The organism is Companilactobacillus miaonis, assembly GCF_036913615.1.
In the GTDB taxonomy this organism is placed as follows: domain Bacteria; phylum Bacillota; class Bacilli; order Lactobacillales; family Lactobacillaceae; genus Companilactobacillus.
On record NZ_JAYKTX010000016.1, the window covers coordinates 1 to 12,772 of the forward strand.

Sequence of the window (12,772 nt, forward strand, 5' to 3'; positions counted from 1 at the left end):
CTTTTGCTTTCAAATCAAAACTATATTTAACCATACAAAAAGTGCTCCATAATCATTAGATTTCTTGTCTAACAATTATGAAGCACTTCAAATATAATAAGTGAGTGATGGCTATTTTAGTGAATCCTCTATCAAATTTTGACAAATAATTAAGTAAAAAAAATAAAGAAAATGCGGTACAACAATGATTTGGCACGTGCGATAATATGGGTGAGGAGAAATGCGAATGAGAAAATTACTGATGATGTTGACTCTCTTGTTCTTAGTTTTACCCGTAGCATGTGCTAAAACTTCTCAAGTGACTGATACAGATGATGCTAATAATAATCAATTTGTTATCAAGAAAAATCAGAAGAAGTGGCAATCTAAAATTGCTAAAGCTGATATTGTTCATAGTGAATTCAAAGTTACCAAGCAACCTGTTAGTAGAACGTTAGATAATTTAAAGAACCATAATCAGGTAGTTATTAAGGGTACTGTCAACAATTTGGAAAAAATGCATAGTCCTAAAGGTATGGTTTATACGAAAGCCACAGTTTGCGTTGATCGAGTTTTGAGTGGGGACGACTCATTAGTAAATAAAAAGATTTTCTTAGCTTTAGAAGGTGGGTTAGTTTCATTCGATCACTGGTATGGTGAGAAAAGAAATGGAGATCGGGAAATGTTGATCAAAAATGATGAATTTCTCCTTCCAGAAATAGGTTCACAGATTATTACTGGTCTGATACCCCACAATTTAGACGAGCCTTTAGAATACAATCAAGCGTTGAGAGAAAGTGGCTTTACTAGTCAAAATTCATTTGCAATTAATACTCCTCAATACAATTTCTGGGTCAAGAATCCAAAAGATTCGAAGTATCAATTGAATAATCCTAAGTTAAGAAATAGTGAAGATAATTTAGCCAAATCACTACAGAAATTAACGAACGAAATCAATCAAAAATATAATACAACACAAAAAGGGCAAGACCACTGATTCAGTGATCTTGTCCTTTTCTTTAATTTTCCATTAATTCATTAAGTAATTCTTTAGCTGATTCATGGAGACTATCTTTTGATTTATCGTAGCCTAGATGAGTATAAATTTCACCAACATAGACTTTGTCTTGATAAAGTTTGTTGAAGACTTTATCGATAATTGGACGAGTTTTTTCTTCTTCTTGCACAGGTCCAAATGGATTGGCAAAGAAGGTTGTACTCATGCCGACTTCATCGGTTGTTCCTAAGGCTTTACGTTTTCCAGCAATGAAAGTAGCTTTAGCTTTTTCCTCATTAGGGAATTGATGTAACCCAATTTCTGCATCGTAGTTGTTGGCATAAACCCACATGTCGATTGAGTGATGTTCAACCACATGTTTGTAAGTGTTGGCTGGCAAAATAACTCGGGCGTTTTTTAACTCAGGATTCAAATAGATTCCGCGATCCATGTTGTTGAAGGCGACTGAACTGCTCAAATCATCTAGTCGAACGAAAGCACCGGTTTCAGTTCCTTGGGCATAGACGTTGCCATCTTTGTCGAAAGCAAAACTACCCATATCATCAAAAATAGTTTCGATATTGATGATCTTATCGTCAGCAATTTCTTGAAGTGCTTCGATCGATTCTGATTTACCGGCACCGGAATCACCAAAGAAGACAACAGATTTAGTTTTACCATTTGAGAAACTGATATTAACCATAGAACCATGAATTGGCAAGCGGTCTTCATAAATCATATGAAGGTTGTGAAGTGTTAGACACATCTTCTTCATGTAACCGAAGTAAGTAGTCTTATCGTTATAAGGAACTTCACCGACCCAGATGTTATTGTCGGTATCGTGATAATAATGGCAAACGTCACCTTCAGTTTCCTTTAAACCAAAGAGTAAGATTTCATCAGGTTTTTGACCTTTAATACTTTCTTGATCAGCGACTTCAAACAAGTTAGCCAAAGCAATTCCACTGACAAAGTAATCACGGTGGAAGTAAATGAAGGCTAGACTTTCACCAATTTTTGCAGGGAAGCAGAACCAATCTTTTTGCGTACCATCGAATTTATCGATAGGGTTAGTAAAGACTTCACTGAAGACACCTTCACGTTTGTTACTCTTAGTGTGCATCATCATTGGTGGGCGTAACATTAAAGTATCCAAGAAACGAATACTCTTGAGTGATTCATATTTTTGTGGGGTATTCCATTCAATTGTTTGTGTTAAAACACAAGCATTGGTACCAGCGTTGACTTGACGGTAGGCACGATTTGAAAATCCTTGGATTTTCTCTTCGATAGTTCGATATAATTGAATGACCACCTCATTGAAGCGATTATCAATATTCATGAAGTTTCCTTTAACAATGGCACTGTTGTGCTTGTTAATGATGGAAACACGGAAATAGGAACGGTAGTATGAATAAAAATCCTCAATACTTTTGAGAATCTGTTCATTGCCATATTTTTCATAATTAACTTTATCATCGATTAGAATTGCCTTTAACATATCGATGTAAACTTTGGCAGTAAGGCCTTCAACTTTATTAGCAGCAGCACGTTGGCTCTCTTCCAAATATAGATCTACTAGATTGTAGAAACCTTGACTATTAACTAATTGGACTAAGCTTTGGATATATTCCTCACTGTAGTTAATTACAGCAACTGATCGGTCAGGGTTAATATAAAACGCCTTAGATTCCATTGCTTCTGGTGACTTTGACATACTAAGTTCTCCTTTCAAATACTGGACTTAAATAATAGTTTATATCATTTTTCAGAAAACTGATAGCAAAAGATTAGAAGTAATTTAATACTATTTAAAGATGTAGAGTGATAAAGGCTAGCGTGACACTGCTTTTGAGTTGACAGAAATTCTTTTTTGAAAAATAAAATCATTTGATTAAAATCGCTGTAATTAAAAAACACCCCGTAAATGAGGTGTTTTTATTTAACCTAAAATTTGACTGTATTTTGTGACGGTGTTAACGCCATTATCACGTTCTAGTAAAGTTAAACTTGAATTTTTTGGACTTTGGGTCAAATCGAATTTGCCACCACCGTAGCGTTCAGTAATTGAACGAATAGTTGTTCCATGAGAAACCAACAAGACTTTGTCGCCATCTTTAGCAACTTCATCGATTTTCTTGAAACCACGGTCGATTCTAGTCCAGTATTCTTCGGCATTTTCAGCATCGTGGAAAGGATCGGCAGCTTTCATGAAGTCTCTAGTTGCATCTAAACCGTATTTAGTCAAGATGTCGCCAAAATTAGTCTCTCCATGAGGTTGACCAACGATAAACCAGGCTTCGGAAGAGTTCATACCTTCAAAGTAGCCATAAAATTGTTCTCTAAATTCCATCAATTTAGTTGGCTTTAATTGTTCTTTATTTTTATTTTCATCAACGATCAATTTGCAAGTGTCGATGGCACGTCTAGCGTCTGATGAAAAAGCCAGATCAAAATCAACATCCTTCAAAGCCTTAGCTGCTAACTTTGCACCCTCTAATCCCTCTGGAGCAAGGGGGGTATCGGACCAACCTTGCATTTTGTTGTATTTATTAAACCAAGTTTTTCCATGGCGAATCATGTAAATTTGGTATTTAGCCATATTTTCCTCCTCAAACTTTGTAATTTTCATTTTACTACATTAGAGAAGAGATTGATTGTATTTTGTTACTCGATTTACACCATTATCGCGTTCCATGATTGTTAAACTAGCATTTGCGGGGACGTCATTTAATTCAAAATCGCCAGCCTTGTAGCGATATGCAAGGCCTAAGATAGTAATACTGTGAGTGACTAGTAAGATTTTATCGCCGTCTTTAGCGATTTGGTCAATTTTCTTGAAACCACGGTCGATGCGATTCCAATATTCAGTAGAATTTTCAGCATCGTGAAGTGGATCAGCGTCTTTAACGAAATCCATGGTAGCGTCAAATCCATACTTAGTTACGATTTCCGCAAAATTTTTAGCATGATGGGGTTTACCGATCACAAACCAAGATTCATCGATACCCCGTCCCTCATAATATCCATAAAATTGTTCACGGAATTCGGATAACTCTTTTGGAACGAGATGATTTTTATTCCGTCGAGTGATAATGCGGCAAGTATCGACAGCTCGCTTCATATCGGAAGTTAATGCTGCCGCGAAATCAACATTCTTTAAAGTCTCGGCAGCTTTTTGAGCGACTTCTACTCCTTGATCAGTCAAAGGTGTGTCGGACCAACCTTGCATTTTCTGATATTCGTTGTACCAAGTTCTCCCATGTCTAACTAAATAAATTTGATATGCCATAAGAAACGCCTCCTAGTACGCCCATTTTACTATATATGAGTCTTATCTTTAGTAATTTTGCTTGCGGTTGTTTAAAGTAAAGTTATTGAGTAGTGGAGGTAATAATTAATGAAAATTGCAGTAATTGGTGCTAATGGTAAAGAAGGTTCACTAATAGTTAAAGAAGCTTTGAGTCGAAATTTAGACGTCACTTCAATCGTTCGTGATAGTAAAAAGGCCGTGACTGATAAATTTTTAGTTCGGGATGTCTACACACTTCAAAAGGCAGACATCGAAGATTTTGACGTTTTAGTTGATGCTTTAGGATTCTTTGGACCAAATGTCAAAGAATATGTGCCTTCGACAAAACATTTAATTGATATTTTAAAAGGAACAAAGACACGTTTGTTAGTAGTCGGTGGAGCGGGTTCGTTGTATCTCGATAAGGATCATACTAAGCAGCTTTATCAAACTGCTGATTTTCCAGAAGCAGTTAAACCATTGAGTGAAGAAATGGGTAAGGCGCTTGATGTTTTACGTGATAGTTCAATCAATTGGACATACATCAGTCCAGCCGCTGACTTTCAAGCTCAAGGTGAGAAAACAGGTAAGTATGTACTTGCTGGTGAAGAATTAACTTATGACGACAGTGGTAAGAGTGAAATTAGTTATGCGGACTTTGCGATTGCGATGGTCGATGAAATAGTTTCCGCAAAACATCAAAAAGAACGCATTAGCGTTAGATGGTAGGTAGAAAATGAATATTTTAGTAGCTTATACAAGCATGACGGGACGCAATGAAAAGATTGCCAAGTATTTGGCTGAATATTTGGAAGGAAATCTTGCAAATGTAACATTGATGCAAATCATCGATGCGGATGCTTATGAATTAGATGACTATGACGCCGTTATAGTCGATACGTATACGTATAACGATGGTGAAGTTCCTGATGAAGCCAAGGATTTCTTCGATGATTTAGCAGATGTCGATTTGCATCGAACTAAATTTGCTGTTTTAGGGTCAAGTTCGAAGACCCATTTGCATTTTGGCAGGGCAGTTGATTATTTCACTATGCAATTGAACTCAAGTAATGGTGAGCAAGTTGCTGACTCAGTGAAAATTGACCAAGATCCTGATAAAAGTGACTTTGAGCGAATTAATCGCTTAGCTGATGCAGTTTTAAGTAGTTTGAAATAATTGTTAAAAAAGAGACAGTAAAAAAGGATTAGTCAAAATGGCTAGTTCTTTTTTACTGTCTCAAGGCATGATCTCGTTAACATTAAAAATGGAATAATCTACTATATCAAAGCCGAATTGATCGTGAAATTTTTTCTAGTTATATTAGTTTAAAAGAGCACAAATTAGGGAGAGAAGTCTATGTTATCAGTGTCAATTCCATCACCATCGCAAGCACGAATCGGTGAATTATTTAGCAATAATAATTTTTTAGTGCCACTGTATCAAAGAAACTATTCTTGGAGTAAAAATGAGGTAGTCGATTTTTGGGAGGATCTTTTAGAGTTAGTAGAGGGCAAGCGGTCGTCACATTTCTTTGGTCAAATTGTTACTTACTGTAATCAAACTCGGGATCAAGAAATTATTGACGGTCAACAAAGGATTACCACGAGTATTATTTTTTTAGCAGCAACTCGTGATATTGCCCAAAAAATGTATGACGATAATTTTAGAAATGTTCAAGATGAAACAGTTCGAGAAATTGGTGATACGCTTCGTGATATTAGACGTGAAGCCGACAAATCAATCAAGGGCAATGATGGTAATAAATCAGCTTTGATAGTTCAAGATAACATGCAACCTTATTTTTTTAACTTAACTCATAGTAAAACAGTGGCAAATTCAAATTATGAGCCAATGAAAAAAATGAGAGAAGCTTATCAAAATATTATTAAAGAAATTAACACTTATTTAAAAACAGAAAAAGAACTAAAAGAAAGAATTGATAAATTGCGGTTGATTTTTGATTCTTTCATTAATAATTTTTATGTTGTAATGATTGCTGCACCAACTAGGCGGGACTCGTTTACGATTTTTGAAACTTTGAATAGCCGAGGTAGAGATTTGACGGCTTCTGATATTATCAAAAATCATTTAATGTCAATCTTGAGTGAAGATTTGAAAGATAGTAATGAGAAATGGAATCAGTTAGCAGATAAACTAAATAATAGTAGTGATGAAATTACTAAATTTATCAGAGTTTATTGGGCATCTAAGAAGAAAATTGTTCCAGAGGCAAAATTGTATCGAGAAATTAGTTCAGAAATTAATTCTGTCAATGAAGCTCAAAAGTTCTTAGATGATTTGTTAACTTTAGTCGAATTGTATTCAGTCTTGGTGTCACCAACTAGTCCACGTAGTCATGTAAAATTTTTCCAAAATCGACAAGTTTTAGAATCAATAGATGCTTTGAATCATTTAGGTGTAAAACTCTATTATCCTGTAATTATGGCGATGTATTACAATAATTACCATGAAAAAAGTATTTTGAAAGTTGTATTCAAAATCACTCAAGTCTTTGTTCGTCATAGAACAATCATCAATGATGGAACTAACAAATTAGAAAAAGGTTTTTCAGATGTTGCACATAAGATCTGGAATTATCAACTAAAAACAGTTGAAGAAATTAATCAAGAAATGAGTGAAAGACTGTTACCATCTTCTGAAGCGACTAAGGCAAGCTTTTCTGTGTTAGAAAAAACTGGTGGACAGCGTGGACCCAAGAAGTGGACATTGGTTTATTTGTTAGCCAAGTTATATGAAGCAAGTTATGATGATTTTACTGAAGGAATTTATACACCAATTTTTGATGATGACGATTATCGACTGATACAAATTGGAACGGATAATCAGATTGATGAGTACAAGGAATTGATCGGTAATTGGACGATTTTAGAAAAGAAATTGAGCAATAAGGATTTCAAAAATATCAATGAATTAATCAAGCAATTGTCACTTTCAAAATTAAATGCCAATCAAGAGTTAGCTAAAACTTTGAAAAATGCTAATTGGAATCAAATAACAATTAAACAGCGTCAACAAAGATTCACAAGTACTGTGACAGCTATTTGGTGATTTACTGATTGAATCTCCGGGCAGCACTGAGACTGTCACGTTTTCTACCATTAATGATTTCTTCTTCTAAATTGATCCTTCTTTTCAACTCAGCTAGTCTCATTTGACTATTTGCAGCCGTGATTTCCGCTTGTTTTTGCTGCTTCAATAAAAGTTTGTGCCGTTTTAGTAACGAGGCTTTACCATCTTTTTGGCAGAGTTTAATGTAATCTTGGATCTCGCCTAAGGGCATGTTTAATTCACGAAAGAATTTGATGCCTTGCAGCCACATTATTGATTCATCATCAAATTCACGTTGATTTTCGATATTTCTTTTTAACGAAGGTATCATATTCAATTCAGCATAATAGCGAATTGTAGGAACAGATAGCCCAACTTTTTTACTAGCTTCTGAAATTTTTAACATATGTTACACCTTCTTATCTATCTTCTATGATGACAGGATGTTAAATAAAAAAGTATCAAAAACTGATAAATTAGCTAGACGAAGTGTCAAAATTAAAAATTTACAAAAAAAGCGCAAAGTATTCATTACTTTGCGTTTTTTTGAATAGATAATATATTAATATAAGATGAAATTTTTTATTTCTGATAAAAGTTAAACTATACTTAAAAATTATATTTGGCTAATATAATATTTTTTGAAAAAAGTGCTCAAAGTCAACGGTTATCAGATCTAGCTATTGTATAATACAACGTGAGGTGATAAAAGCATGATTAATACACCATATACTTTTCAGGATACAGATGCGTTTAAGAGTACGGAACGTCTGATTATTAAAGGGCGCTTTTTCGCTACAGCCGTATCAGAGGCGTTCAATACTTTTAAACCTAAAAAGAGAAACATACATAAAATTTTGAATATAAAAAACAAATTATTGGTTCCAGAATTGTTAGCGGTAAAAAGAGAACGAATGTCCAAGTCTGTTTTTGCCTTTTTTAGAGGAACAGTTGATGTAATGCACTATGATTTATCTCAAAATGAAAATAGTGGCATTAAAGTTTTAGTCGGCGGGGATGCTCATTTAGGTAACTTTGGTTTTTATGGCTCATCTGAAGGACAACTTCTGTTCGATATGAACGATTTCGATGAGGCTCATTTGGGTCACTGGGAATACGATTTGAAGCGTTTATTAGTCAGTGCCTTACTAGTGGCTAGATCTCATAAGTTTGACGAAACAGAAGTGCAAGAGTACTTACTAACAGTCGTTGATACTTATTTTGATACCCTCAAGCACATGACAAAAATTTCTGAGATGAAACGATTTATTTTGCCCAACACGCTTCAAAATATCACTGAAATATTTGGACAGTTAAAGGATAACGAAGAATACTTCCAAGAATCTTTTAACAAAATGATTGCTAAAAGTATCAAAAAAGCGCAAAAGAGTAATTCAAATTTAGTGATTGAAAAATATACTGAAGTAGATGATGCTGGAAATCGTCGTTTTGTCGAAAATAAACCAGTTACGCAACATATCAGTAAAAAAGATTACCAAAGTGTAGCGAAAGGCTACGAAAAATATAAGAAAAACCAGCGCAGTGATGTTAGACTATTCCTAGAAGACTTTAAAATCATTGATATTGTTCGTCACAGCGTAGGTGTAGGTAGTGTGGGGACACTTTGTTATCTTATTTTACTTCGTGACCTTGATAGTAACTACTTGGTTTTACAAGCTAAGCAGGCTCTTCCTATCTATAATAATGACGAATTGTATTTTGACTCAAAAGTTAGTCAGGGCCAGAATATTGTTAATAGTCAATTGATTTTGCAAAGTGCATCGGATCCATTTTTAGGGGCTTTTGATACGGAGCAATATAGTTTTTACATGCGCCAGTTTAAAGATATGAAATCATCTATTAATTTAGATAAATTAGATTTTGAATCTTTCAAAGATTATACAAAGGTTTGTGTCATCTTACTTGCTAGAGCCCACTCCCATTCACCTAACTATCCATTAATTATAGGTTTTGGTGCTGAATACTCTGATATAGCTAATTCATTTATGAACTTTACTAATAGTTATGTCCAGCAAGTTGAGTATGATTATGAATCGTTTTTGAAAGATTTGAAAGACGAAGGGTAGTTTTTACATGAAACGAAAATTTTATAATAGGGATTTAAGCTGGATTCTATTCGATAATCGGGTAATAGATCAAGCTTATGACAGTGATGTTCCATTACTAGAAAAATTAAAATTTTTGTCCATCGCATCGAATAATCTTGATGAATTTTTCCGTGTTAGAATGCATAATATTGATAATTTAATGGAAAATAAGAAAAATGATAAGCGGACTAATCTCAGTGGGGATGAGATTCTAGATCTTGTTTATGATTTTAATGCTCATAATATTGCTAAACAATATAAGAAGTATGATTCATCTATGCAGGATGCCAAAGATCGTGGTTTGTTTTACATTTTGAAATATGATGAATTGAGTGACGAAGAAAAGAAGCATGTTACTAAATTTTATGAAAAGAAAATTTTGCCAAGACTTGATATGCAAAGGTTCTCCAAAGTATACAAGTATCGTCACAATTTGAACTTTTTAATGGAAACACCACATCATATTTATACATGTCCAGTTCCCGAAGATTTAGGCAGATTGATTGAAACTGGCGTTGATGATCATTATGTTTTGATCGAGGATTTAATTCAAAATGCCTCTAAGGAATTGAAACGTAAGTATAAAGTTTCTAAAGCTTATGTTTTTCGGGTAACTTATGATCAAAATAAACCTTATGATTTTCTCGATAAAAATATGTCGGATGAAGAATATCTGCAGAAAATGATCAACTATGTAGATACGCGTGAATTACGAAAAATCATGCGAGTCGAATTTGATGGTGATGAAGAGAAAAAGGGACGCAATTACTTTACAAAATTATTTGATATTAGTAAGAAAAGTGTTTATAAAATTCCAGGACCAGTTGATCTTAGATTTTTGAATACATTGGTTAAAAAGTACAAGAATCATTCTGAATTAGTTTTTTCGCCATTCAAAGCTTTGCAATGGAATCCTTCTAAGAATATTTTGGAATATTTACAACACTCACCAATATTTGTGCAATATCCTTATGATTCTTACAGTGTCTTCATTAATTATTTGGAAGCTGCTGTTAATGATCCTAAGACGACCAAAATTTTTATTACAATTTATCGGACAGAAAAGAATTCTGATTTGTTGCGTCTATTAAAAGAAGCCGCTCAAAAAGGAATTCAAGTTACAGCTTTGGTAGAATTGCGAGCCAGATTTGATGAAGTTCATAATATTGAGGTTGCCAAAGTCTTGAAGGCAGCTGGAGTGAAGATTCTCTTTGGTGACAAGGTCAATAAAGTTCACTCAAAGATTTGTTTGGTTTTACATGGCGACAATAGAGGGTATGTTCAAATTGGAACGGGAAATTATAATGCTATTACGGCTAAAGGTTTCTCCGATTTGAGCTATTTTACAAGTAATCAAATGTATATTGATGATGCAACTAAGTTCTTCGATCACTTAGTTAATGGAACTAAAGTTGATTACAACTTAATCGTTACATCACCGGATAATATAAAAAGAATGATAATTCAAAATATTAAAGACGCTACAAAAGCATACTTGCGTGATGGTCAAGGTGAGGTCTTCATGAAAGTTAATGGTTTAACGGATGTTGATATTATCGGGGCTATTTATGTGGCTGCACGTCAAGGTTTACCATTTAGATTAATTGTTCGGGGTCCATGTTCTTTGAAAATTGGCATTTGTGGTCCAAAAGAAGATATTCGTGTAAAGAGTATTGTTGGGGAATTATTGGAACATGGTCGCATCTTTAAGTTCCAATATGGTAATGATCACACAGATGTCTGGATCTCTTCAGCCGATATGATGACAAGAAATCTAGAACGAAGAGTAGAAATTGCTGTGCCTGTCATTGAGGATAAGGCTAAATTGAAATTATCAAAGATTATTAAGATTTTTGAAAAGGATACAGAAAATTCGTATTGGCTCAATTCTGACGGCGACTATGTTAAAGAAGATGTTGAAAATGGAGTTTCAGCGCAACAAACTTGGCTGAGTCGTTTGAAATGGAGAAAATACATTAAAACAAATTAGATTTTGGGGATTTTTTATAGAATTCGTCATGAGTTCTATTTTTTTTTGCCTCAAAAATGGGAATAAAAAAACTGCCATCAAAATTAATTGATAGGCAGTTTTTTTGTTAGATTTGAAAGCCCTAGTTTAACATGTTTTTTAATGCTTTGCTAAGGGAGAAATCTTTTGGTTTTGTTTTAGATGATTTGTTTTTTTGATTCTTTTTTGTTCTATGGTTCTATTTTAATAATCGTTGGCTTTCATGCTCTAGCTCTAAAACTCACCACTTTCAACATCTTTGATGAATTGTTCCAAATGATCAAAATAAACTGGAGCATTATCGATCATATGATGGTGTCCGCCATTTGGTGTTGTTACTAATCTTGCATGTGGGATTTCCTTTTGCATGATTTTAGCTGTGGCGATTGGCATTGTTTCGTGTTCACCGAATGTCAATAATGTTGGCACTTTGATTTCCTTGAGATGTTTTCTGAAATGCCAGTCTTTTAATTTACCTGTGATGACGAATTCGTTATCGCCTTGGAAGGCATTGTAAACTGGTGTAGCTGTTGTGTCAATCAAATGTCTGATAGCAGTTGGTTGTTTACGGTCAACGTATTCAGCGTTTAAAATGTCGACGTAACTTTGGTAAGTTGGGTCTGACAAATTATTTTCAGCTTCAATTTTTTCCATATATTTAACTTTATCAGGGCCTAAAGTATCTAAACGGCACTTGTTAACGTTAGTGACGTATTCGTCAATTTCATCAACCATACTTGAAATGATGGCACCTTTTAGATGTTGACCATATTTAGCAGCGTACATTTGAACTAGTAAGCCACCCCATGATTGACCAATTAGATAGAAATTATCTAGTCCTAATTTTTGTCTAACTTCTTCGACTTCTTCTAGGAAGTAATCGTATGTCAGATATTTTTTAGCGATTTCGGGGTCGCTATAGTCGGGTTGATCTGAATACCATGATCCTAGTTGGTCGTACATTGTTACTTGAACGCCTAAGTCGGCTAATTTTTCACCGAAGTTTTCCCAATATTCGTGATTTCCACCGGGTCCACCGTGGAGGCAAAGCAATTGGATGTCACCATGTCCTTGAGTGTTGGTCCACAAATGGTAACCGTTATCCAAGGTTAAAATTGTTGTTCCTTGTTTCATAAGAATTTCACCTTCCTGCAAATGATATTCCTAAGTATATCGCTAATTCTAAGGTTATTTCAAATTATCTATAATCTACCTTTAATTATTCTAACGAAAAACTTATTTTAATTATGGAATAATATAGCGTAATATTTAAGAAGATATAATATATATGATAAAATTGGTATACGTTTAAAGAGGG

The 12,772-nt window shown here is 34.3% G+C and carries 11 protein-coding genes; 6 read left to right on the forward strand and 5 right to left on the reverse strand.

Features of this window, described 5'->3' with window-relative positions; all coding sequences use genetic code 11:
* Positions 1 to 226: 226 nt before the first annotated feature.
* The gene (locus U8521_RS11775; RefSeq protein ID WP_334352829.1) at positions 227 to 976 is read left to right on the forward strand and encodes a hypothetical protein; all 750 of its coding nucleotides are present in this window, start codon (positions 227 to 229) and stop codon (positions 974 to 976) included.
* 22 nt (positions 977 to 998) lie between these two features.
* Here U8521_RS11775 and U8521_RS11780 read toward each other — a convergent pair whose 3' ends face one another.
* From U8521_RS11780 to U8521_RS11790, 3 genes are all read right to left on the reverse strand, one after another.
* Positions 999 to 2,693 (reverse strand): phosphoenolpyruvate carboxykinase, encoded by a 1,695-nt coding sequence (locus U8521_RS11780; RefSeq protein WP_334333511.1) that lies wholly within the window; start codon positions 2,691 to 2,693, stop codon positions 999 to 1,001.
* 225 nt (positions 2,694 to 2,918) lie between these two features.
* Positions 2,919 to 3,578, reverse strand: a complete 660-nt coding sequence (locus U8521_RS11785; RefSeq protein ID WP_334333510.1) for a histidine phosphatase family protein — start codon at positions 3,576 to 3,578, stop codon at positions 2,919 to 2,921.
* A gap of 39 nt (positions 3,579 to 3,617) precedes the next feature.
* Positions 3,618 to 4,268, reverse strand: coding sequence for a histidine phosphatase family protein (locus U8521_RS11790; RefSeq protein WP_334333509.1), 651 nt, complete (start codon positions 4,266 to 4,268; stop codon positions 3,618 to 3,620).
* A 108-nt stretch (positions 4,269 to 4,376) separates the two neighbouring features.
* On the opposite strand from U8521_RS11790, the gene U8521_RS11795 reads away from it, so the two are divergent.
* The 3 genes from U8521_RS11795 (at position 4,377) to U8521_RS11805 (ending at position 7,338) form a co-directional block, all read left to right on the forward strand.
* Positions 4,377 to 4,997, forward strand: coding sequence for an NAD(P)-dependent oxidoreductase (locus U8521_RS11795; protein ID WP_334352830.1), 621 nt, complete (start codon positions 4,377 to 4,379; stop codon positions 4,995 to 4,997).
* Positions 4,998 to 5,004: 7 nt separating this feature from the next.
* On the forward strand, positions 5,005 to 5,445 hold the full coding sequence (locus tag U8521_RS11800) for a flavodoxin domain-containing protein (RefSeq protein ID WP_334352831.1): 441 nt from the start codon (positions 5,005 to 5,007) through the stop codon (positions 5,443 to 5,445).
* Between the two features lie 180 nt (positions 5,446 to 5,625).
* Positions 5,626 to 7,338: a DUF262 domain-containing protein gene (locus U8521_RS11805; protein ID WP_334352832.1), complete on the forward strand. Its 1,713-nt coding sequence runs from the start codon at positions 5,626 to 5,628 to the stop codon at positions 7,336 to 7,338.
* A gap of 1 nt (position 7,339) precedes the next feature.
* Here U8521_RS11805 and U8521_RS11810 read toward each other — a convergent pair whose 3' ends face one another.
* Complete coding sequence (locus tag U8521_RS11810) at positions 7,340 to 7,744, reverse strand: MerR family transcriptional regulator (protein WP_334352833.1); 405 nt, start codon at positions 7,742 to 7,744, stop codon at positions 7,340 to 7,342.
* A gap of 307 nt (positions 7,745 to 8,051) precedes the next feature.
* On the opposite strand from U8521_RS11810, the gene U8521_RS11815 reads away from it, so the two are divergent.
* Entirely contained in the window at positions 8,052 to 9,425 is a 1,374-nt protein-coding gene (locus tag U8521_RS11815) for a DUF2252 domain-containing protein (protein WP_334333503.1), read from the forward strand.
* Between the two features lie 7 nt (positions 9,426 to 9,432).
* Entirely contained in the window at positions 9,433 to 11,436 is a 2,004-nt protein-coding gene (gene ppk1 / locus U8521_RS11820; protein ID WP_334352834.1) for a polyphosphate kinase 1, read from the forward strand.
* A gap of 252 nt (positions 11,437 to 11,688) precedes the next feature.
* Here the strand turns inward: ppk1 and U8521_RS11825 are convergent, their stop codons facing one another.
* Positions 11,689 to 12,588: a proline-specific peptidase family protein gene (locus U8521_RS11825; RefSeq protein WP_334352835.1), complete on the reverse strand. Its 900-nt coding sequence runs from the start codon at positions 12,586 to 12,588 to the stop codon at positions 11,689 to 11,691.
* Between the last annotated feature and the right edge of the window lie 184 nt (positions 12,589 to 12,772).

Bases quoted from the DNA above. Each gene is read 5' to 3' on its own strand.
- U8521_RS11775 (WP_334352829.1), top strand. From the start codon at position 227: ATGAGAAAATTACTGATGATGTTGACTCTCTTGTTCTTAGTTTTACCC.
- U8521_RS11780 (WP_334333511.1), bottom strand. From the start codon at position 2,693: ATGTCAAAGTCACCAGAAGCAATGGAATCTAAGGCGTTTTATATTAAC.
- U8521_RS11785 (WP_334333510.1), bottom strand. From the start codon at position 3,578: ATGGCTAAATACCAAATTTACATGATTCGCCATGGAAAAACTTGGTTT.
- U8521_RS11790 (WP_334333509.1), bottom strand. From the start codon at position 4,268: ATGGCATATCAAATTTATTTAGTTAGACATGGGAGAACTTGGTACAAC.
- U8521_RS11795 (WP_334352830.1), top strand. From the start codon at position 4,377: ATGAAAATTGCAGTAATTGGTGCTAATGGTAAAGAAGGTTCACTAATA.
- U8521_RS11800 (WP_334352831.1), top strand. From the start codon at position 5,005: ATGAATATTTTAGTAGCTTATACAAGCATGACGGGACGCAATGAAAAG.
- U8521_RS11805 (WP_334352832.1), top strand. From the start codon at position 5,626: ATGTTATCAGTGTCAATTCCATCACCATCGCAAGCACGAATCGGTGAA.
- U8521_RS11810 (WP_334352833.1), bottom strand. From the start codon at position 7,744: ATGTTAAAAATTTCAGAAGCTAGTAAAAAAGTTGGGCTATCTGTTCCT.
- U8521_RS11815 (WP_334333503.1), top strand. From the start codon at position 8,052: ATGATTAATACACCATATACTTTTCAGGATACAGATGCGTTTAAGAGT.
- ppk1 (WP_334352834.1), top strand. From the start codon at position 9,433: ATGAAACGAAAATTTTATAATAGGGATTTAAGCTGGATTCTATTCGAT.
- U8521_RS11825 (WP_334352835.1), bottom strand. From the start codon at position 12,588: ATGAAACAAGGAACAACAATTTTAACCTTGGATAACGGTTACCATTTG.